18 protein-coding genes are annotated in these 20,457 nt (G+C 46.5%); 7 read left to right on the top strand and 11 right to left on the bottom strand.

Annotated features, from left to right (window positions below):
- Nucleotides 1-287: 287 nt before the first annotated feature.
- From fre to trxA, 6 genes are all read right to left on the bottom strand, one after another.
- On the bottom strand, nucleotides 288-1,001 hold the full coding sequence (gene fre / locus LIX84_RS22475; RefSeq protein ID WP_226422198.1) for an NAD(P)H-flavin reductase: 714 nt from the start codon (nucleotides 999-1,001) through the stop codon (nucleotides 288-290).
- Between the two features lie 14 nt (nucleotides 1,002-1,015).
- Nucleotides 1,016-1,285: a 2Fe-2S iron-sulfur cluster-binding protein gene (locus LIX84_RS22480; RefSeq protein ID WP_012841284.1), complete on the bottom strand. Its 270-nt coding sequence runs from the start codon at nucleotides 1,283-1,285 to the stop codon at nucleotides 1,016-1,018.
- The gene (ubiD, locus tag LIX84_RS22485) at nucleotides 1,282-3,135 is read right to left on the bottom strand and encodes a 4-hydroxy-3-polyprenylbenzoate decarboxylase (RefSeq protein ID WP_226422199.1); all 1,854 of its coding nucleotides are present in this window, start codon (nucleotides 3,133-3,135) and stop codon (nucleotides 1,282-1,284) included. The genes LIX84_RS22480 and ubiD overlap by 4 nt, the downstream gene beginning before the upstream one ends.
- Nucleotides 3,136-3,226: 91 nt before the next feature.
- The gene (locus tag LIX84_RS22490; protein WP_005398448.1) at nucleotides 3,227-4,219 is read right to left on the bottom strand and encodes a hypothetical protein; all 993 of its coding nucleotides are present in this window, start codon (nucleotides 4,217-4,219) and stop codon (nucleotides 3,227-3,229) included.
- 105 nt (nucleotides 4,220-4,324) lie between these two features.
- Nucleotides 4,325-5,584, bottom strand: a complete 1,260-nt coding sequence (gene rho / locus LIX84_RS22495) for a transcription termination factor Rho (protein WP_005378757.1) — start codon at nucleotides 5,582-5,584, stop codon at nucleotides 4,325-4,327.
- 196 nt (nucleotides 5,585-5,780) lie between these two features.
- On the bottom strand, nucleotides 5,781-6,107 hold the full coding sequence (gene trxA, locus LIX84_RS22500) for a thioredoxin TrxA (protein ID WP_004745500.1): 327 nt from the start codon (nucleotides 6,105-6,107) through the stop codon (nucleotides 5,781-5,783).
- Between the two features lie 111 nt (nucleotides 6,108-6,218).
- On the opposite strand from trxA, the gene rhlB reads away from it, so the two are divergent.
- Together rhlB and gppA are read left to right on the top strand one after the other, a co-directional pair.
- A complete protein-coding gene (gene rhlB / locus LIX84_RS22505; protein WP_226422200.1) occupies nucleotides 6,219-7,538 on the top strand; it encodes an ATP-dependent RNA helicase RhlB in 1,320 nt (439 codons plus the stop codon).
- Nucleotides 7,539-7,557: 19 nt separating this feature from the next.
- Entirely contained in the window at nucleotides 7,558-9,051 is a 1,494-nt protein-coding gene (gene gppA, locus LIX84_RS22510; RefSeq protein WP_226422201.1) for a guanosine-5'-triphosphate,3'-diphosphate diphosphatase, read from the top strand.
- Nucleotides 9,052-9,231: 180 nt separating this feature from the next.
- Here gppA and LIX84_RS22515 read toward each other — a convergent pair whose 3' ends face one another.
- The 3 genes from LIX84_RS22515 to recQ form a co-directional block, all read right to left on the bottom strand.
- Nucleotides 9,232-9,900, bottom strand: a complete 669-nt coding sequence (locus LIX84_RS22515) for a 7-cyano-7-deazaguanine/7-aminomethyl-7-deazaguanine transporter (protein ID WP_226422202.1) — start codon at nucleotides 9,898-9,900, stop codon at nucleotides 9,232-9,234.
- Nucleotides 9,901-10,182: 282 nt separating this feature from the next.
- A complete protein-coding gene (locus tag LIX84_RS22520; RefSeq protein WP_047010220.1) occupies nucleotides 10,183-10,488 on the bottom strand; it encodes a DUF3630 family protein in 306 nt (101 codons plus the stop codon).
- 9 nt (nucleotides 10,489-10,497) lie between these two features.
- Complete coding sequence (gene recQ / locus LIX84_RS22525) at nucleotides 10,498-12,333, bottom strand: ATP-dependent DNA helicase RecQ (protein WP_005397012.1); 1,836 nt, start codon at nucleotides 12,331-12,333, stop codon at nucleotides 10,498-10,500.
- Between the two features lie 174 nt (nucleotides 12,334-12,507).
- On the opposite strand from recQ, the gene rarD reads away from it, so the two are divergent.
- From rarD to ggt, 4 genes are all read left to right on the top strand, one after another.
- Complete coding sequence (gene rarD, locus LIX84_RS22530) at nucleotides 12,508-13,425, top strand: EamA family transporter RarD (RefSeq protein WP_226422203.1); 918 nt, start codon at nucleotides 12,508-12,510, stop codon at nucleotides 13,423-13,425.
- Between the two features lie 73 nt (nucleotides 13,426-13,498).
- Nucleotides 13,499-14,296 (top strand): AraC family transcriptional regulator, encoded by a 798-nt coding sequence (locus LIX84_RS22535; protein ID WP_226422204.1) that lies wholly within the window; start codon nucleotides 13,499-13,501, stop codon nucleotides 14,294-14,296.
- 101 nt (nucleotides 14,297-14,397) lie between these two features.
- Nucleotides 14,398-15,069 (top strand): LysE family translocator, encoded by a 672-nt coding sequence (locus LIX84_RS22540; RefSeq protein ID WP_161443651.1) that lies wholly within the window; start codon nucleotides 14,398-14,400, stop codon nucleotides 15,067-15,069.
- Between the two features lie 98 nt (nucleotides 15,070-15,167).
- Entirely contained in the window at nucleotides 15,168-16,934 is a 1,767-nt protein-coding gene (gene ggt / locus LIX84_RS22545; RefSeq protein ID WP_226422205.1) for a gamma-glutamyltransferase, read from the top strand.
- Nucleotides 16,935-17,051: 117 nt separating this feature from the next.
- On the opposite strand, the gene LIX84_RS22550 is transcribed toward ggt, so the two are convergent.
- Both LIX84_RS22550 and uvrD read right to left on the bottom strand, forming a co-directional pair.
- On the bottom strand, nucleotides 17,052-17,243 hold the full coding sequence (locus LIX84_RS22550) for a hypothetical protein (RefSeq protein ID WP_226422206.1): 192 nt from the start codon (nucleotides 17,241-17,243) through the stop codon (nucleotides 17,052-17,054).
- Nucleotides 17,244-17,693: 450 nt separating this feature from the next.
- Nucleotides 17,694-19,868: a DNA helicase II gene (gene uvrD / locus LIX84_RS22555; RefSeq protein ID WP_005397027.1), complete on the bottom strand. Its 2,175-nt coding sequence runs from the start codon at nucleotides 19,866-19,868 to the stop codon at nucleotides 17,694-17,696.
- A gap of 280 nt (nucleotides 19,869-20,148) precedes the next feature.
- Here uvrD and LIX84_RS22560 point away from each other — a divergent pair, with 280 nt between their 5' ends.
- The gene (locus LIX84_RS22560) at nucleotides 20,149-20,409 is read left to right on the top strand and encodes a BufA1 family periplasmic bufferin-type metallophore (RefSeq protein WP_031780600.1); all 261 of its coding nucleotides are present in this window, start codon (nucleotides 20,149-20,151) and stop codon (nucleotides 20,407-20,409) included.
- Nucleotides 20,410-20,457: the final 48 nt, after the last annotated feature.

Consider the following 20,457-nt stretch of genomic DNA (forward strand, 5'->3'; position numbering starts at 1 on the left):
GCTTTTCGAGAAGTTTTTCTCTCAAAGCGGAGGTGCATTCTAGCGATTTAATTGGCAGTGTCAAACACTTTTTCAATTTTATTTTTCGTAGAAGCTTTTTACCTCTCCGACCCTGCTGAAGCCTTATCGCGTCTGCCGTGTCGGTGGATGCGCATTATAGGGAACTCAGATCCGTTCGCAACCCTTTTTTGGAAAAAAATGGAAAAAACCGACTGTTCGATGACTATTTCATCAAAAAAGCAAAAAAGAGGGTAAAAAGCCCTCTTTTTCTGCCTCATAAGCCGTATTTAAATGAATGCGTACGCGTCTGCGAACATACGTTCGCTCTTCGCTTTCTTGTTCTGAGTGAACTGTTCACGTGCTGCGCCAGCCATTTCGAAGCGACCTGCAATATAGATATCGTAGTTTTCTAAGCTTTCGAAATCTTCACTCACCGCTTGTAGCACGTTACCAACCTTACCTTGCCAATCAGCAGATGCTTCTTCTACAACTGGAACAAAGTGAACGTTAGTAAACTTATCGGCGATCTCGACCAGTTCTTCTTTTGCATAAAGTTGGCAGTTATCGCGCGCACCCCAATATAGATAGATAGGGTTGGTTTTATTCTGCGCTACGCAGTGATCCAGAATCGAGCGCACGTAACTAAAACCTGTACCACCAGCAATTAATAATAGTGGACGTTCACTTTCTTCTTGAACCCAAGCATCACCATGCGGGGCATCAATTTCAATCTGACCATCAGTTTCAAGCGCCGCTTGCATTGCTTCGACAACTTCTTGAGCGTAAGCGTTGTGTTCCGCCGCACCGATATGCAGTTCAAGTTCACCTTCATGACGGCAAGGGCTGCTCGCGATAGAGAAAGGACGTTTGTCTTTTTCACCCATCACTACCATTAGGTACTGACCCGCTTTAAAAGGCACTGGTGATTCTGGGTGAAGAAGGATTTGGTAAGTATTACAAGCTAACGGCTGAATAGACTTTACTTTACATTGGATGGTCATGGTGTTCCTCTCGCTTACTCATCAAAAGTAAGCACTAAATTACTTTCTGTATAGGCTTGGCAAGGGAATATCCAACCTTGCTGCTGCTCTTTTTCGGTTAGCATCGGTTCGAGGTGGTAATTCACCTCGCCCGTTAGCTTTTTACACATGCACATGGCACAAGCGCCAACTTGGCAACGGTGTGGGAAGCGAATATTGTTGTTGAGCGCGGCTTCCAACACCGTCTCCCCTTCTTTTACTGGAAACGTAACGTCCATTGGTAGAAGGTGGACTTGATGACTCATAGAATACCTAACTGGTCCCAAATCTCATCGACTTTAGCCACAAGTTTAGGATCTTTTTTGATAGGCGTACCCCACTCGCGCGTGACTTCAGATTCGAACTTGTTGGTCGCATCCAATCCTAATTTGGATGAACTCTCAGTCTTACCACGCACTTGAATGGTGTCTCTATCTGGATCCATTCGAGTTGTCACAGCCCAAATGATGTCATTCCAATCTCGTGCATTGACGTCATCGTCGCACAAGATAATGAATTTGTTATCCGCGTACTGAGCAAAGAATCCCCATAAATATTCCATCAATTCTTGAGATTGACCGGCTTGGTCTTTCTTCATGGTCACAACAGCAAATTGGTTGTTTGCTGTGGCTGGTAGATAGACATCAACAATCTCAGGACGTTGCTGTTTTAATGCATCCAGATCCGCTTCGTTAATCGCTTTATTGTCACGCTCAGTAACCTTGGTTCGTGTCGCGAGTTCAGCATCCCATTTAATGGTCGCATCCAAGCCCATCTTAGAGCCAAGCCCAACCACTGGCGAAGCAAAGTCGAGCGAGTCGATTGGCGTGTTGTCTATCATCAAGGTATCACGTACAGGATCCATATGCTCTGACATGGCTTTAACGACATCATTCCAATCTCGCGCGTTTACCGATTCATCGCACACAATAACAAACTTGGTGTACATGAATTGACGTAAGAAAGACCACACACCCATCATTACGCGCTTGGCATGTCCTGGGTACTGCTTCTTCATAGTGACGACTGCCATTCGGTACGAACAACCTTCTGGCGGTAGATAGAAGTCTTCGATCTCTGGGAACTGCTTTTGCAGAATCGGCACAAACACTTCGTTTAATGCCACACCCAATACAGCAGGTTCATCTGGCGGACGACCTGTGTAGGTACTGTGATAGATTGGGTCTTTACGCATAGTAATGTGCGTAATGGTAAACACGTGGTGCTTTTCTTTTTCATTATAGTAACCAGTATGATCACCATATGGGCCTTCATCAGCAAACTCGTTCGGGTCGATATAGCCTTCCATGACGATTTCCGCGCTTGCTGGCACTTCCAAATCATTGCTGACTGACTTAACGACTTCAGTTTTGCTTCCACGCAGCAAACCTGCAAACGCGTATTCCGATAGCGTATCTGGCACTGGTGTTACTGCGCCAAGAATGGTTGCAGGGTCTGCGCCAAACGCCACCGAAACTGGGAAAGGTTTACCTGGATTGGTTTCCATCCAATCGCGCAGGTCAAGCGCACCACCTCGGTGGGCTAACCAACGCATGATGATTTTGTTCTTGGAAATTTTCTGCTGACGGTAAATGCCTAGGTTCTGACGTTTCTTATTCGGACCTTTGGTCACGGTTAAGCCCCACGTAAGCAATGGCGCGACGTCTTCTGCCCAGCAACTCATTACCGGGATTTTGTCCAAGTCGACTTCATCACCTTGCCACACAATCTCTTGGCATGGCGCTTTACGTAGGCGCTTGGCTGGCATGTTCAATACTTGCTTGAACACTGGCAGTTTTTCCAAAGCGTCTTTAAAGCCTTTTGGTGGCTCAGGTTCTTTTAAATAAGCCAGCAGTTTACCGACTTCTCTTAATTCTTTAACGTCTTCACGTCCCATACCAATCGCGACACGCTCTGGTGTACCAAATAGGTTGGTCAAAACAGGTACGTCGTAGCCAATTGGGTTCTCAAACAACAGTGCAGGGCCACCAGCACGCAAGGTGCGGTCACTGATTTCTGTCATTTCGTAAGCGGGATCGACAGGGTGAGTGATGCGTTTAAGTCGACCTTTCTGTTCTAGGTGGTCGATAAATTCGCGTAAATCCTTAAAACTCATAGGCCTTCATGCTGGCTGATTAAACTGTCCGCAGTATAACAAATAGGAGGACGCTAAGATCCTCCTATTTTGTGTGGGTATGTGAGCCAGATTACTTTAATACTTGCTCTATCTGCCGAGTCTTTACTTGATGGTTGTTAGAGACTAACTCTTCCAACCAGGTTTGATGCCCTTGCTGCGCCAGCTCTCGAGCGACCATGGTAGCTTCTTCCGATAGTGCCATTTTGCTCACTAGAAACTGTTTCACTTGCGGAGATAAAGGGTTGGACTTTGTAAGTAGACTAATGGCTTCTGGTTTGAGTGACGGATTGACGGTGGAGTTCATCAATTGCTGAATTGAAAAAACGTCCCCAACCGTAGCTAAACGCTCGAGTTCGGACTGGCTATTGTAATCCGCTCTCATCCGCCAGAGTAAGTTGTACACTTCCTCATCTTGACTTACTTGCGCTAATCTCACGATCACGGCTGTCGATGGTAGCCAACTGGTCACATTCGCTTTGGTTAACTGAGTGGTTAATGCGGCAAGCGCATGCGGTGATAAGCTGTCCAACTCTCGAATCAAAAGTGCTTCACGCGCCTGAGCTTGTTGAGATTGCCCTGTAAGCCATTGCTTTAAGTCGAGCTCTTTTCGCTCAGCTTGTAGTACAAAGTCCAAGGTACTTTGGTCTTGCTTCCAACGCTTAATCAAGCGGCTCGCAATAGCAGGAAAGTTAAAGGCGGGCACACTAAACTCATACCCGTCCCCTCGCTCTAGAACCTGATAAGTAGGAGTCATACGGATCTGAGACTCAACAAACAGAGCCATTCTAGGCGTGAGAATCACATCTTGCTTCTCAAGCTTTTCCAATAACCGAAAACGCACGACCTCTTGTTGAGGTAAAGCTAGTCGATCAAGGGCAAATTTAAGCGAGTCGACTTCATCCCTGACAACGTAATCAAGCAGTTCAGAGACTTTAGCTTGTATTTGAGTATCCTGAAGCCACTGTTCTACTACAGACTCCTGCATTTCCTTGGCAGATAACGTCGCGGGTAGTGTGATAAGTGACAAGCTCAGGAGTAATGACGACAACATTCCTTGTTGCATGTTAACCTCCCGATAACATTTGTTCTCATTCTGATGCTTCCATCGGGAGAAAGCAACAAAAAAGCCACCGTTAACGGTGGCTTTTTTAGAATAAGGACTCAGCTATTACTGACGACGCATCGCATCGAAGAACTCATCGTTGGTCTTCGTCATCGCTAGCTTATCAATGAGGAATTCCATTGCGTCGATTTCGCCCATTGGGTGAACGATCTTACGCAGAATCCACATTTTTTGTAGTTCATCAGTCTTCGTCAGTAGCTCTTCACGACGTGTACCTGAACGGTTGAAGTCAATCGCAGGGAATACACGCTTCTCAGCAATCTTACGGTTCAAGTGCAGTTCCATGTTACCTGTACCCTTGAACTCTTCGTAGATAACTTCATCCATCTTAGAACCAGTATCTACTAGTGCCGTTGCGATGATCGTTAGGCTACCGCCCTCTTCAACATTACGTGCTGCACCAAAGAAACGCTTAGGACGGTGTAGTGCGTTTGCATCCACACCACCTGTCAGTACTTTACCTGATGAAGGTACTACGGTGTTGTAAGCACGAGCGAGACGAGTGATAGAGTCAAGCAGGATAACCACGTCTTTCTTGTGTTCAACAAGACGTTTTGCTTTCTCGATTACCATTTCCGCTACTTGTACGTGACGAGATGCTGGCTCATCGAAAGTCGACGCGACTACTTCACCTTTAACTAGACGCTGCATCTCTGTTACTTCTTCTGGACGTTCGTCGATAAGAAGTACCATCAACTCACACTCAGGGTGGTTGTATGCGATGCTTTGAGCAATATTTTGCAGAAGCATTGTCTTACCCGCTTTTGGCGGAGCAACAATCAGACCACGTTGACCTTTACCGATAGGCGATGCCAAATCTAAAACACGTGCTGTGATGTCTTCTGTAGAACCGTTACCACGCTCCATTACCATGCGTTCATTTGCATGTAGAGGGGTAAGGTTTTCAAATAGGATCTTGTTACGAGCGTTGTCTGGTTTGTCGTCGTTAACGGTATTGACTTTTAGAAGGGCAAAGTAGCGTTCACCGTCTTTTGGTGGACGAATTTTACCAGCGATAGAGTCACCAGTACGTAGGTTAAAGCGACGAATCTGACTTGGTGATACGTAGATATCGTCCGGACCCGCAAGGTATGAACTATCTGCACTGCGTAGGAAACCAAAGCCGTCTTGCAGAATTTCCAGAACCCCATCGCCAAAGATGTCTTCGCCGCCTTTAGCGTGCGCTTTTAAAATCGCGAAGATGATGTCTTGTTTTCTTAAGCGAGCTAGGTTCTCTAATCCTAAGCTTTCGCCCAGTTTTACAAGGTCAGACACAGGTCTGTTCTTCAGTTCGGTAAGGTTCATGGTGGTGGATTCTTGTTTAGTCAAAATAAGATCTGTTTTCTAGTTAAGATGGATTTGGTCTCAGGATCGACCAAGAAGAGAAATTTGTTCAATTAACGCGCGATAAGTTAGCACTAATTAGTATTCTAGTCCAGAGTTAGAAAAACAAAACCGTGCGTTGTTACTTTGCACGGTTTTATCTGTAATCACTTGGTGATTATAAGTTTGCGTCCAAAAACTCTTTTAGTTGAGTTTTAGACAGAGCACCAACTTTCGTTGCCGCTACGTTGCCGTCTTTGAATAGCAGTAGCGTTGGAATGCCGCGAATACCAAACTTAGGTGGTGTACCTGCGTTATGGTCGATGTTTAGTTTACCGATAGTGAGTTTGCCTTCGTACTCGTCTGCGATTTCGTCCAGAATAGGAGCGATCATTTTACAAGGACCACACCATTCTGCCCAGAAATCCACTAGAACCGGGCCTGCAGCGTTGATTACATCGTTTTCAAAACCGTCATCAGTTAGCTGCAAAATCTTATCACTCATCTTCCACTCCAATGTGTTTTTCGAAACTGGTTGGATGATAACCAGTAATTAGATGCCCTATTGGAATGTATTTACTTTCGTATTGCAAGCTTTAGCTGATATTCTATAGCCATGAAAAAGACGCATATCACAGAGCAAAAGTTCGCCGATTTGGGCTTAAAGCCCCAAGTTATTGAAGGATTGGACAAAAAAGGGTTCGAATTTTGTACCCCTATCCAAGCCTTGGCGTTGCCGGTCCTGCTCACCGGCCAAGACATCGCAGGCCAGGCCCAAACGGGTACTGGTAAAACGCTCGCGTTTCTTACTGCTACATTCAACCACCTTCTGACGACACCAGAGCATGAAGGTCGTAAACCTACGCAGCCACGCGCAATCATTATGGCGCCAACACGTGAGCTTGCTATTCAGATTTACAATGATGCAGAAGCATTAACTGAGAGCACTGGTCTAAAAACCGCTTTGGCTTACGGTGGTGAAAGCTACGATAAGCAATTGAATAAGCTGCAAGATGGTGTCGATATTCTGATTGGTACGACAGGTCGTATCATCGATTTCTACAAACAGCGCGTATTCAACCTTAACAACATTCAAGCCGTTGTTCTGGATGAAGCCGACCGCATGTTCGATCTTGGCTTTATTAAAGACATTCGCTTCTTGTTCCGTCGTATGCCTGAACCAAAAGAGCGTTTGAACATGCTGTTCTCAGCGACGCTTTCTTACCGTGTTCAAGAACTGGCATTTGAGCACATGAACACCCCTGAGCATGTTGTGGTAGAGCCAGAACAGAAAACTGGTCACCGCATTCAGGAAGAACTTTTCTACCCTTCTAACGAAGATAAAATGGCCCTCCTTCAAACTTTGATTGAAGAAGAATGGCCAGATCGCGCCATCATTTTTGCGAACACGAAACACAAGTGTGAATCAGTTTGGGGTCACTTGGCTGCCGATGGACACCGTGTCGGTCTTCTTACTGGTGATGTACCGCAGAAGAAACGTGAAAAGATTCTTGAGCAATTCACCAAAGGTGATGTCGACATTCTTGTTGCAACTGACGTTGCTGCGCGTGGTCTGCACATTCCTCAAGTGACGCACGTTTTCAACTACGACCTTCCTGACGACTGTGAAGATTACGTTCACCGTATTGGCCGTACAGGTCGTGCTGGGGCAAGCGGCCACTCGATCAGTTTTGCTTGTGAAGAGTACGCAATTAACCTGCCTGCAATCGAAGAATACATTGAGCACACTATCCCAGTTTCAGAATACGATTCGTCAGCGCTGATCCAAGATCTGCCAGAGCCAATTCGTATGCGTGCGCCACGCAACCAACAGCGTCGTACGAATACTGGCGGTACTCGTTCAGGTTCAGGTAACCGCAAGCCGCAAGGACGTCGTCCGCGCCAACCGCGTCAATCGGCACCAAAACAATCGTAAAAGGAAACTGAGTTCGTTTATGAGTCAAGCAGGATCATCGCCGCTATACGCCGCCATCGACCTCGGGTCGAACAGTTTTCACATGCTCGTTGTGCGTCATATCGATGGCAGCGTTCAAACAATGGCTAAAATTAAGCGCAAGGTTCGTCTAGCAGCGGGCCTAGATGAACATAATTCTCTTAGTATGGAAGCTATGCAGCGAGGATGGGACTGCTTAAGTCTATTTGCGGAACGCTTGCAGGATATTCCTAAACAAAACATTCGTATTGTAGGCACAGCCACTTTACGTACCGCCACGAATGTAGATGTGTTTCTGGAGAAAGCGAACCAGATTCTTGGTCAACCAATCGACGTTATCTCCGGTGAAGAAGAAGCGGCCACTATCTATAAAGGTGTCGCACACACTTCTGGAGGCAGCGGTCGCCGTCTTGTGGTCGATATCGGTGGCGCAAGTACCGAGCTCATCATCGGTGAAGGTTTCGAAGCCAAAGCACTGACCAGTTTAAAAATGGGTTGTGTGACTTGGCTGGAAAACTTCTTTAAAGATCGCCAGTTGAATGCGCGTAACTTTGACGCAGCAATTGAAGGCGCGAAGCAGACTATCCAGCCAATTCTAGAACGCTATACAGAAATCGGTTGGGATGTGTGCGTTGGCGCATCAGGCACCGTTCAGGCATTGCAAGAGATAATGCTAGCGCAAGGTATGGACGAAGTAATCACTCACTCCAAATTGAAACGCCTGCAGAAGCAAGCCATGTTAGCCGATCATTTAGAAGAGCTCGACATTGAAGGCTTAACGCTTGAGCGTGCGTTAGTATTCCCTAGCGGCCTATCTATTTTGATTGCCGTTTTTGAATTACTGGAAATCGACGCGATGACACTAGCGGGCGGCGCACTACGTGAAGGCTTAGTCTACGAGATGGTTGAAGAGCTACGTCAAGAAGACATCCGTGCTCGCACAATTGCCAGCGTACAAAGTCGTTATCAGCTCGATCACCAATACGGTGAACAAGTTGCGACACTGGCAAGCAAACTGTTGGAGCAAGCCGGCGGCGATGAGTGGATTACGGAACCTCAAGGCAAGATATTGCTTGAAACCGCCGCAAAGCTGCATGAAATCGGCTTAACGATCGATTTCAAAAAAGGCGGTGAGCACAGTGCTTACCTACTCCAGAATTTGGATTTACCTGGCTACACTCGCGCGCAGAAGTTCTTTCTTGGTGAGATTGCCCGTCGTTATCGAGAACAACTCACCTCACTGCCTGAGCAACACGCGTTATCAGGCTCAAGTGCCAAGCGCGTACTGCGGTTGTTGCGCTTAGCGGTGTTGTTGACTCACCGTCGCAACCAAAACTTAGAGCCAAACGTAGTATTAACGGCTGAAGGTGACAATCTAATATTAAACATTGATGCGCGGTGGCTAGCGGCCAACCCGTTGACCGCCGCTGAGCTAGAAATCGAATCCAACCGTCAAACTGATATCGGTTGGCCATTAACGATTACCTCTGATTAATGGTTGTTATCCCATGACAAAGGCTCCTTCTGGAGCCTTTTTAATACCCGTTATTATCCTATGTACAACTCATAGAGTTTTGAGGCACCGATGATCTAAATACTCATTTCGCTGTACATTTGCTTTAGAAACAACAAAGCCGCTATCAAAAGCGGCTTTGTTGCTATTAACTGATGGAAACTATGCCGTCGTCGTAACTTTAAAGTTAGGGTTCACTGCCGTTAGCTTCTTAATTAAGTAATTCAGTAGTACGCCGTACATAGGCACAAACAGACCAAGACTAATCACTAACTTAAAGCCGTAGTCCACCAGCGCGATTTCCGTCCAATGCTCCGCCATAAATGGATCTGGACTTTGGTAGAACGCAATCGCGAAGAAGGCGATGGTATCCAGTGCATTACCAAAAAGCGTTGAACACGTTGGGGCCACCCACCACTGTTTCATTTGGCGTAGGCGGTTGAACACGTGCACATCCATAATCTGACCAAGTAGATACGCCATGAAGCTAGCAATCGCGATACGAGCAACGAATAAGTTAAATTCCCCTAAGTGACCAAAACCTTGGAACTGCCCCTCGAAGAACACCACCGATAAGAAGTAAGAGACAGCCAAAGCAGGCAACATTACTAAGAAAATGATCTTACGCGCCAACTGAGCACCGAAAATACGTACGGTTAAATCCGTCGCAAGGAAAATAAATGGGAAGGTGAATGCACCCCAGGTGGTATGTAAGCCAAAGATAATAAACGGTAGCTGAACTAGGTAATTGCTGGATGCAATAATGACTAGATGAAATAAAACCAGATAGATAAGGGCGTTGCGCTGCTGCGCAGGGGTAAAGTTACTCATGCGATACCTTTTTAGTTTGGTTTGGGGGCGAGGGAACCCAAATCGAGCGTTTTCTACAGAGAAAAGCACTCTTACCAACAATGTAAAAAATGACGATTAAACTAACTTAACTCATTCAGAGTAAAGCGGTGGGCGATTATACATTAACCAATTTTACTCACAAGCGGTGTTTTATACGCAAACGTTTCTTCGCGAACATCACGTCAAAACCAAGGGCTTTGATGCAAAAATAAGAAAGGGTGTTTCATGTGAAACACCCTTTAAAGAATAGATAACTTGAATTTAGAAGCCGCGTTGGAACAATCCGGCTAAATAGTCGAGCTCTTCCCTACTCTCTTCTATTGTTAGCGCTTCAAACCAAATCGCTTCGCTGTAGTGCTCCGCTTTCATAAATAAGCGGCAGCCTTCAAAATCGATCAACCAAGAGTGAATATCCGCATCCCACTGTTTTTCTACCACAGACGCAGATAATAATTTCACCAAACGCTCACCCAATGCCGGAAAAGTATCGAGGTCGAAGCTTGGAGCGGTAATAATAAGACGCCCTTCTTCAACAATGTAATCAGCGAGACCAAATTCCTTGTGCATATGGATTCCTTATCCGTGGTGAGTAATGTGTTCTTGGATCAGATCCAAGAATGGATCGGCGTATTTTTCTAGTTTACGTTGACCAACGCCACTAACCGCTAACATTTCGCCGTATGACGTTGGCAGCATTTCTGCCATATCAATCAAGGTCGCATCACTGAATACCACGTATGGTGGCAAACCGTCTTCATCGGCGATCGACTTACGTAGCTTACGTAGTTTGGCAAACAACTTCTTATCGTAGTTTTTGCTGGTCAGTTTATCCGACTTCGCGGCACGTGCTGCGGTATCTAAACGTGGAACTGCAAGTTCTAAAGACACATCACCACGTAGTAATGGGCGTGCTTCTTCGGTTAATTGCAACGTCGAGTTACGAGTGATGTTTTGAAATAGCAGCCCTTTATGAATTAACTGGCGGAAGATACTCACCCAGTAATCATGGCTGTGATCACGACCAATGCCGTAAGTCGAAATTTTATCGTGGCCGTGTTCGCGCACACGAATGTTTTGCATCCCACGCAGCACCTCAACCACATACGTCATACCAAAACTTTGGTTGACGCGGTAAACACACGACAACGCTTTGCGCGCTTCTTCGGTCGCATCAAAGTGTTTTGGTGGGTCCAGGCAGATATCGCAGTTACCACACGGCTTTTCACGATACTCTCCAAAATAGTTGAGCAGTACCTGACGACGACAGGTTTGCGCTTCCGCAAAGGCACTCATCGCATTAAGTTTGTGGCTTTCTACCTGCTTCTGCGGTCCATCATCTTTTTCATCCAACATACGACGCAACCAACTGATGTCCGCTGGGTCGTATAACATCATCGCTTCGGCAGGCAGGCCATCTCGCCCTGCTCGACCGGTTTCCTGATAATAGGACTCGATGTTACGTGGAATATCAAAATGCACGACAAAGCGCACGTTTGGCTTATTGATACCCATGCCGAATGCAACCGTCGCAACGACGATTTGAATGTCATCACGTTGAAAAGCTTCCTGAACGTAAGCTCGCTCTTCCGTATCCATCCCTGCATGATAACCAGCAGCGCGGATATGGTTGTTGCATAGCTTCTCGGTCACCATTTCAACTTTCTTACGACTGCCGCAGTAAATAATGCCGCAGCTTCCCTTCTGGGTGGCTAGATAGCGAATGATTTGAGAAACCGGTTTGTGCTTTTCCACCAAGGTGTAACGAATGTTGGGACGATCAAAGCTTCCTAGATACACCTGAGGTTCATGTAAGCGTAAGCGTTCTAGAATATCACGACGCGTCGCATCATCGGCGGTGGCTGTGAGTGCCATAAAGGGTACATGCGAAAAGTGTTGCTTTAACTGACCTAACGCCGCGTATTCTGGGCGAAAATCATGTCCCCACTGAGAGATACAATGTGCTTCATCCACGGCGATCATAGATAAGGGTAGGTTTTCTAAGCGCTCAATAAAGTCACGCATTAACACGCGCTCTGGCGAAACATACACTAGCTTAAGCTGACCAGAGTGCATGCGATTATACACACTCAGTAGCTCTTCTCGATTCATGGTCGAGTTCACACACTCCGCTGCTACACCATTGGCTTTCAGTTGATCAACTTGGTCTTTCATCAATGAAATTAGCGGTGAAATCACCAAGGTAATCCCTGAGCGCACTAACGCCGGAATTTGGTAACAGAGAGATTTACCCCCCCCCGTCGGCATGATGACTAAGCTGTCTTTGCCTTCGATAGCGGCTTCAATAACTTCTTGCTGACCATCACGAAACGTCTGGTAACCGAAGACTTCCTCCAACACACGTTGAGGCGTTACAGGCGTATCTGATTGTTCGGCTAGCAAGGTTGAGGTCATGAATAATCTCAGATTGAGTGATCGTAGAAATGCTTTTGCATGCCCAGGCACACAAAGTGAGGGCACATTGTAATGGGGTTTCGTGGTGAATAAAACCGCAAATTGCTAGGTGTTTCGCATCACGACTCGTATACTGATTTTCTGCTCTATAAACACACAATTAGGTGACACCTCATGACACCAGAAGACGAACAACAACGCGCTCGGCAAGGTACCTTGCTGGCGATTGGTGCCTATACCATGTGGGGCATTGCGCCGATGTATTTTAAATCCATCGCACAAGTATCCCCTTTGGAGATTCTGAGCCACCGGGTGATTTGGTCTTTCTTTTTGCTTGCCGCACTCCTTCACTTTGGCCGTCACTGGCGCTCGGTTTACTACATCGCGAAAGACAAAACGAAGATCGCTTACCTGATCGCAAGTTCTGTATTAATTGGCGGAAACTGGCTGATTTTCATCTGGGCGGTCAATTCCAATCATATGCTTGACGCGAGCTTAGGCTATTACATTAACCCATTAATCAATGTCTTGCTCGGCATGGTCTTTTTGGGAGAGCGACTTCGTAAGTTGCAATGGTTTGCTGTCGTATTAGCGGGCTGTGGTGTACTGGTCCAATTGATTGTATTCGGCTCCGTGCCCGTTGTTGCGATGGCGTTAGCAATGAGTTTCGGCTTCTATGGCCTCTTAAGGAAGAAAGTCAGTGTCGATGCAAAAACAGGATTGTTTATCGAAACATTACTCCTTCTGCCTGTCGCCGCCGTGTATCTGCTGTTTATTGCAGAAACCCCAACGTCGAATATGCTCAATAACCCGTTAGCATTAAATAGCTTGTTGATTGCAGCAGGGGTGATTACCACACTGCCCCTACTTTGTTTTACGGGTGCGGCAACAAGACTCAAATTATCAACGTTAGGCTTTTTCCAGTACATCGGCCCAAGCTTGATGTTCTTACTTGCTGTACTGATGTATGGCGAACCCTTTAGCATGGATAAAGCGATTACCTTTGCCTTTATTTGGGGAGCGCTAGTCGTATTTAGCTTTGATGGACTGCGCAACAACCGTCGCTCACGCCGAATCGTTCAGCCACAGTGATCGTTTTTTACAAGACAAGTTAGAAATTGCCAGATAAGCTTGGTCATAATGTGACCAAGCTTTTTTGTATGTAATGGAACAGATTCAATACTACGCAACCGACCATGATCAGCTGAGCCTGATCGAGGCGAAATACCAGAAGTTTGCCTTTCAAAGGCACTATCATCTGGACTTTCACCTCGGTCTGATCACGCATGGCACGCAAAAGTTCCAATATCAAGGCTGTAGCCATCAAGTGGGTCATGGGCAAATCGTAATTATGCCGCCAGATGAACTGCACGATGGGCACTCTAAGCTCGATAGTGGCTATGAAGTGAATGTATTTGCGATCGAGCCGCACCTACTCAGCGATCTTGCCGATCTTAGTCAAAATGGTCAAATAATCCGCTTTAATGAATTGATCATCTCAGATCCACAGATATTTTCACAACTTAGTAACTTGCATGCTCTTCTTCGCCGCGAGAACCTCAGCCAACTCACCAAAGATTGCCTTCCTTTTGAAGGATTTAATCAACTTTTTGATCGCTACGGATCACTCGCGAGGCAAAAAGTGGTTCCGCTTGGAAAACAGTCTTTGCATACCTTAAAAGATTACTTAATGGCGAATCTCGACCAAACAGTTCGTTTAGATGCACTATCAGAGCTCTGCCAACTGAGCCCCACGCAGTTTCAACGCCATTTCAAAGCGCAAACGGGGATGACTCCCTACGCTTGGTTTGCTCGCTTGCGATTAGAGCAAGGAATGAAACTACTCCAAGCAGGATGGTGTGGTACGGACGTCGCCTATCAAGTGGGCTTTTATGATCAGGCCCACTTTAGTAAAGCGTTTAAACAAACCTATGGCGTCTCGCCTTCACAAGTGGCACGCTAATACCTCATACGCTGTGGTATTCAGTACTGCTAGTTTTTTACAAGCACTACCGAATAAGAATCACGACAATAGCTCATATCCACTATGTTTTGAGATGTGTTATGAATGAATCGACTATCCTTTTAACGCTTGCCAGTATCCACTTCATTGCCTTAATGAGCCCAGGTCCGGATTTTGCGCTTGTGGTACAAAATGCCACCCGTCATGGCCGTCAAACCGGCTTATACATTGCGCTTGGCTTATCAGTCGGTATTTTGCTGCATTCTTTATTCAGCATAACGGGGGTGAGCTATTTAGTTCACCAGCATCCTCTGCTCTACTCCGTCTTACAATTGCTTGGGGGCAGCTATCTGTTGTATTTGGGTATCGGTGCACTGCGCGGCGTGATCGCGATGATCAAAAACCCACTTTCTGATCAGCCAAGCAAAAACAGTAACCTTGTGATCGGTAATAAACGCCAAGCGTTTACCAAGGGGTTCGCAACCAATATTCTCAACCCCAAAGCCTTAGTATTTTTTGTGAGTTTAATGTCGAGCCTTGTCCCAGTGGGCATGTCGGTGACAGGAAAAGGAATTGCTCTGGTGATTTTGTTTGGTTTGTCGCTACTCTGGTTTTCTAGCCTTGCATGGATGCTGTCAACGCAGCGCTTGCAAACAAGATTGCAGCAAGCCAGCATTTATATAGATGGTTTATGTGGTGTGGTATTTACTCTAGTTGGCAGCAGTATTTTAGTGCAAACCTTCCGCTCCTTTCTCGATAACTCTCTGATTTAAAAGCGTCGCACACTCGACATTTCTTTAATAGGAAACTCGACGACTATCTCCGTGGCTGCCAAGCTGAATAACCTTAGTTGGCAACATGGAGAGTCATCATGCAATGGACATTTAACCGACTCGTACTCTCGGGTCTTTTTCTTACTTCCCCTTTCACCTTCACTGGACAAGCCTTCGCTAACCAAGCTGCAGATTCGGTCGCACCAGAGCACAGTACTGGCATTGAGCAAAAGCAGCTGGTCAAAGCTAAAGATTATATGGTTACCGCTGCTAACCCACTGGCGACCCAAGCGGGTGCAGACGTACTTGAACAAGGCGGGAATGCGATAGATGCCATGGTCGCGGTGCAATTGATGCTTGGCTTAGTTGAACCCCAGTCATCAGGTATTGGTGGCGGTGCGTTCTTAGTGTATTGGGATACCGAAAAGCAAAAACTGACCACTTACGACGGGCGTGAAACCGCCCCCCTCGCCGTAACGCCAAAGCTATTTTTAGATGAGAACGGTCAGCCATTGCAATTCTACGATGCCGTGGTTGGTGGACGCTCTGTCGCAACACCAGGCACCGTGAAACTATTGTGGGATACCCACCAGAAATACGGCAAGCTGGAATGGGAAAAGATCATTCAACCTGTTATCTCGCTTGCGGAGCAAGGATTCAAAGTCAGTCCTCGCCTAGCAAGCTTGATAGAAAAAGACGCCGAGCGTTTATCACGCTTTCCAGTCACAAAAGCCTATTTCTTTAACTCGGATGACTCGCCAAAAACCGAAGGTACGCTATTAAAAAACCCTGAATACGCACAAACACTGAGTGCTATTGCTAAGCAAGGTGCTCAAGCCTTCTACCACGGGGATATCGCCAGAGACATTATCGAGACGGTACAAAACGCGCCGGGTAACCCCGGCGTATTAGCCCAACCCGACTTTGATACCTACCAAATCAGACAACGTGAGCCAGTTTGTGCAGCATACCAAAGCTATGACATTTGCGGCATGGGACCACCAAGCTCTGGCGCGCTCACCATTGGTCAGATTTTGGCGATCACTGAACAGTACGATCTCAAAGGTTGGGGTGCTAACAGCATTAAATCTTGGCAAGTACTCGCCGATGCATCGCGTCTAGCGTTTGCTGACCGTGGTAAATACATGGCAGACCAAGATTACGTGCCAATGCCAACTCAAGGCTTGCTTGATGAAAGCTACCTCCAGCAGCGAGCAGAGCTGATCCAAGTCGGCAAAGCACTAAGCAAAGTTGAAGCGGGCAATCCTCCGTGGTCGCACGCAATGAACTTAAGCATGGACGAATCCATTGAACTCCCTTCCACCAGCCATTTCAATATCGTCGATAAGCAAGGCAATGTGGTTTCCATGACGACCACCATTGAGAATGCGTTTGGCTCACGCTTAATGGTGCGTGGCTTCTTGCTCAATAATGAACTGACCGATTTTTCTTTCCGTACTCATAACGACGGAATCCCAATCGCCAACCGCATAGAACCAGGCAAACGTCCACGATCTTCAATGGCCCCAACCATTATGATGAAAGATAACAAACCTTACATGGCGATAGGTTCTCCGGGTGGCAGTCGAATCATCGGTTACGTGGCGCAAACCATCATTGCCCACACGCAATGGGATATGGATATCCAACAAGCAATCAATCAACCACGATTACTCGACCGTTTTGGCACCTTAGATATTGAACAAGGTACCGCTGCAGAAGGCTTACAGCCAGAGCTGGAGAAGATGGGCTTTAAAACCAATGTTCGTGATTTGAATTCTGGACTGCATGCGATACGCATAACAAAAGATGGACTAGAAGGTGCCGCAGATCCTCGTCGAGAAGGAGCAGCAATCGGCAAATAGGCCTGTTTTGCTCGACTCCTTGTGCGAGATCTCTCACAAGGAGTCGAGCAAACCTCTCTTTTTTAATGGTAAAACAGCCCATAAACAACCATAAGATATTGAATAATATAAACATGTTTATTTTTCAAACGCTTTTGATTGAGAAAAATGTGGGCTTCGACCATTGTTGAGAATCGTTAAGAGCGTAATATGAACCTTGTCGGAAGGATGCTGACACGGAACAGGAAACACCACGGATTTGGTGAACTTCAGGAAGAAGAAACGGGTATTCAGGATGAATAGTCGGGCATGGATTGCAAAACTGGACATTGAACGGAATCAATAGCAACTAGGACGGTTGCTACTAAGGACGGGAAATGGACACCTCTGGACGAGGAAAGGACTGAACATCAGGATGATGTCATGGACACCGCTCAGGGAACAAGTGATGAGAGCTAACGAGGATGGTTAGCAGACCAGGATAAGGTCAAGGACACCGCTAGGAAGGCGACGAAAGGATTAAGCTGAAGGAATGCAGCACGCTATCAAGGATTTGATGCATGGAGCACTTTTAGTAGCTGGATTGCTGCGAGTAAGACTATAACCCCGACGGGCGTAAGCCCTCGGGGTTTTTCTTTGTCTAAAGATAAGCGATTTAGACAAAGAGCCTTTTCGAATAGCGTCATTTAGCTCCCTATCTTTCAGCATTTTGTTGATTCAAAACAGCCAAAACAGAAAGAGCCACCGAAGCAGCTCTTATGTTCATTTTTTCACAAAGCCCTACAGCTTCTCCAGTCTCGCGTAAGCGGTGACTAACCATTTAATGCCTTCACCATTGAAAGCAATCTGCACTCGGCTTTGTGGGCCACTGCCCTCAAAGTTGATGATCGTTCCTTCACCAAATTTCGGATGCATCACACGAGAACCTAGTGAAAAACCAGTCTCATTGAAGTTTTCTTTTACTGCGGTTTGGCTAAAACGTCCACTACTTGAAGGGCGACTCACTTGCGCCTTCATGCGCACTTCATCCAAACACGTTTCTGGTAATTCACGAATAAAGCGCGATGGTTTGTGGTATTTGTCCTGGCCATATAGGCGACGCATTTCCGCGTAAGTAATGTAGAGCTTTTGCATCGCGCGCGTCATACCCACATAACACAGACGGCGCTCTTCTTCCAAACGCCCAGCCTCTTCAGCGGACATCTGGCTTGGGAACATACCTTCTTCCACACCGACCATGAATACCAATGGAAATTCCAAACCTTTCGCACTATGCAGCGTCATCAGTTGGACTGCATCTTCAAATTCGTCCGCCTGACCTTCGCCCGCTTCCAGAGCCGCATGTGTTAAAAATGCTGTCAGCAGAGACATTTCTTCCGCTTCTTCTGGTTTTTCGAATTGGCGAGTGGCGGTAACCAGCTCCTCCAAGTTTTCTATGCGAGCTTTAGACTTTTCGCCCTTCTCTTGCTCATACATCGCAAACAAACCCGAGTACTTGATCACGTGGTCCGTTTGCTCATGCAATGGCATTTCTAGTGTATCGTCTTCCAGCGCGGTGATTAATTCGACAAAACGACTTAACGCGCCAGCTGCTCGACCCGTTAATACTTGCTCATCGAGCATTGCCAGACTGGCTTCCCACATAGTGCAACCTCTATCACGAGCAGCACGACGGATAGTCTCTAGCGTCTTATCGCCAAGACCACGTGTTGGGGTATTCACGACACGTTCAAACGCGGCATCATCGTTGCGGTTCGCCATCAAACGCAAGTAGCTCAACGCATCTCTGATTTCTTGACGCTCGAAGAATCGCATGCCTCCGTAAATACGGTACGGTAAGCCTGCCTGAATTAATGCTTCTTCCAAAACACGAGATTGCGCGTTGTTGCGATACAGCATCGCAGCATCATTCAATGCGCCGCCATTCTCTTGCCACTCTTTGATTTTATTGACCGCAAAGCGCGCTTCATCAAGCTCGTTATAAGCGCTGTAAACCGAGATCGGCTCTCCCACATTGCCATCCGTCCACAGCTCTTTACCCATGCGTTCAGTATTGTTCGCAATCAAGGTATTGGACGCTTCAAGAATCGTCTTCGTCGAACGATAGTTTTGTTCGAGACGAATGGTGTTCACGCTCGGAAACTCCAGCGTGAACTTCTCAATGTTCTCGACTTTTGCACCGCGCCAACCATAAATTGACTGGTCGTCGTCACCAACAATCATCACGTGACAATCTGGGCCAGCCATCATGCGTAGCCAAGCGTATTGAATGTTGTTGGTGTCTTGGAATTCGTCAACCAAGATATGCTTAAAGCGTGCTTGGTAGTGTTCACGCACAAACTTGTTGTCACGCAGTAGCTCATGCGCGCGCAGCAAAATTTCCGCAAAGTCCACTAAGCCAGCACGATCACACGCTTCTTGATAAGCGGTATACAGCTGCAAATAAGTTTTGGTCACTGGATCGTGATAAGCGTCGATATGCGATGGGCGTAATCCTTCATCCTTCTTACCATTAATCCACCATGAAACTTGGCGTGCAGGCCACTGCTTTTCATCCAAGTTTTGTGCTTTGATCAAACGCTTTAACAAGCGCTGCTGATCATCGCTGTCTATGATTTGGAAATCTTCCGGTAGCTTGGCATCAAGATAGTGTGCACGCAAAATGCGGTGACAAATACCGTGGAAAGTCCCATTCCACATGCCAGATGCACTGCCCATCATCAACTCTTCAATACGACCACGCATTTCTGCTGCCGCTTTATTGGTGAAGGTGACCGACATGATCGAGAAAGGAGAAGCTTGCTCGACTGACATAAGCCAAGCGATACGGTGAACAAGAACGCGAGTCTTACCACTCCCTGCACCAGCAAGGACAAGTAAGTTTTCTAGAGGAGCTGCAACGGCTTCACGCTGTTTATCGTTTAGACCGTCGAGTAATAGAGATGGATCCATCATGATGAGCTACTGGTTATTTATACATAAAAACCGATTATAACCTAAACAGCTGGGTGCTGTTTAGACAAAACTTGATAAAAAATTCGTTGTTTTTTTAATCTTTCATTCAAAGAGTTAACGAAGGTAATCACTCCAAAACCATTCGCGAGAGTTATTTTTATGAAAGTTTTTCTGCCTCATCTCTATCTTTTAATTTAAGCAAGTGGATAAAGGTTGTACGCCAAACGGCGAATCGACTTGCCGAATGAAAGTAAAAGGAAATCACTCAGAGGAAATTATGATGAAAAAATCGAATCTTGCTGTTACTGCTGCTGTTACTGGCCTTCTTGCTCTTGGTGGCACCATGCTCACCGCCGCCCCTGCTGTCGCAGCAGAAAAAGAAAAGTGTTATGGCGTGGCGAAAGCCGGTAAAAATGACTGCGCAACGAAAAACAGCTCTTGCGCGGGCACCTCTAAAGAAGACAACCAAAAAGATGCTTTTGTTGTCGTTCCTAAAGGATTGTGTGACAAATTGGCTGGCGGTAGCACCAGCGGCTCATAACTCAACATCACAAGTTTCTGTGGGGCGCGTTGCACTTTAACCAACGCC

This window comes from Vibrio sp. E14 (assembly GCF_020515785.1).
GTDB classification, from domain to species: domain Bacteria; phylum Pseudomonadota; class Gammaproteobacteria; order Enterobacterales; family Vibrionaceae; genus Vibrio; species Vibrio diabolicus.

Excerpts from the sequence above, each read along its gene's own strand:
- fre (WP_226422198.1), bottom strand. The coding sequence starts at position 1,001 with ATGACCATCCAATGTAAAGTAAAGTCTATTCAGCCGTTAGCTTGTAAT.
- LIX84_RS22480 (WP_012841284.1), bottom strand. The coding sequence starts at position 1,285 with ATGAGTCATCAAGTCCACCTTCTACCAATGGACGTTACGTTTCCAGTA.
- ubiD (WP_226422199.1), bottom strand. The coding sequence starts at position 3,135 with ATGAGTTTTAAGGATTTACGCGAATTTATCGACCACCTAGAACAGAAA.
- LIX84_RS22490 (WP_005398448.1), bottom strand. The coding sequence starts at position 4,219 with ATGCAACAAGGAATGTTGTCGTCATTACTCCTGAGCTTGTCACTTATC.
- rho (WP_005378757.1), bottom strand. The coding sequence starts at position 5,584 with ATGAACCTTACCGAACTGAAGAACAGACCTGTGTCTGACCTTGTAAAA.
- trxA (WP_004745500.1), bottom strand. The coding sequence starts at position 6,107 with ATGAGTGATAAGATTTTGCAGCTAACTGATGACGGTTTTGAAAACGAT.
- rhlB (WP_226422200.1), top strand. The coding sequence starts at position 6,219 with ATGAAAAAGACGCATATCACAGAGCAAAAGTTCGCCGATTTGGGCTTA.
- gppA (WP_226422201.1), top strand. The coding sequence starts at position 7,558 with ATGAGTCAAGCAGGATCATCGCCGCTATACGCCGCCATCGACCTCGGG.
- LIX84_RS22515 (WP_226422202.1), bottom strand. The coding sequence starts at position 9,900 with ATGAGTAACTTTACCCCTGCGCAGCAGCGCAACGCCCTTATCTATCTG.
- LIX84_RS22520 (WP_047010220.1), bottom strand. The coding sequence starts at position 10,488 with ATGCACAAGGAATTTGGTCTCGCTGATTACATTGTTGAAGAAGGGCGT.
- recQ (WP_005397012.1), bottom strand. The coding sequence starts at position 12,333 with ATGACCTCAACCTTGCTAGCCGAACAATCAGATACGCCTGTAACGCCT.
- rarD (WP_226422203.1), top strand. The coding sequence starts at position 12,508 with ATGACACCAGAAGACGAACAACAACGCGCTCGGCAAGGTACCTTGCTG.
- LIX84_RS22535 (WP_226422204.1), top strand. The coding sequence starts at position 13,499 with ATGGAACAGATTCAATACTACGCAACCGACCATGATCAGCTGAGCCTG.
- LIX84_RS22540 (WP_161443651.1), top strand. The coding sequence starts at position 14,398 with ATGAATGAATCGACTATCCTTTTAACGCTTGCCAGTATCCACTTCATT.
- ggt (WP_226422205.1), top strand. The coding sequence starts at position 15,168 with ATGCAATGGACATTTAACCGACTCGTACTCTCGGGTCTTTTTCTTACT.
- LIX84_RS22550 (WP_226422206.1), bottom strand. The coding sequence starts at position 17,243 with ATGTCCAGTTTTGCAATCCATGCCCGACTATTCATCCTGAATACCCGT.
- uvrD (WP_005397027.1), bottom strand. The coding sequence starts at position 19,868 with ATGATGGATCCATCTCTATTACTCGACGGTCTAAACGATAAACAGCGT.
- LIX84_RS22560 (WP_031780600.1), top strand. The coding sequence starts at position 20,149 with ATGAAAAAATCGAATCTTGCTGTTACTGCTGCTGTTACTGGCCTTCTT.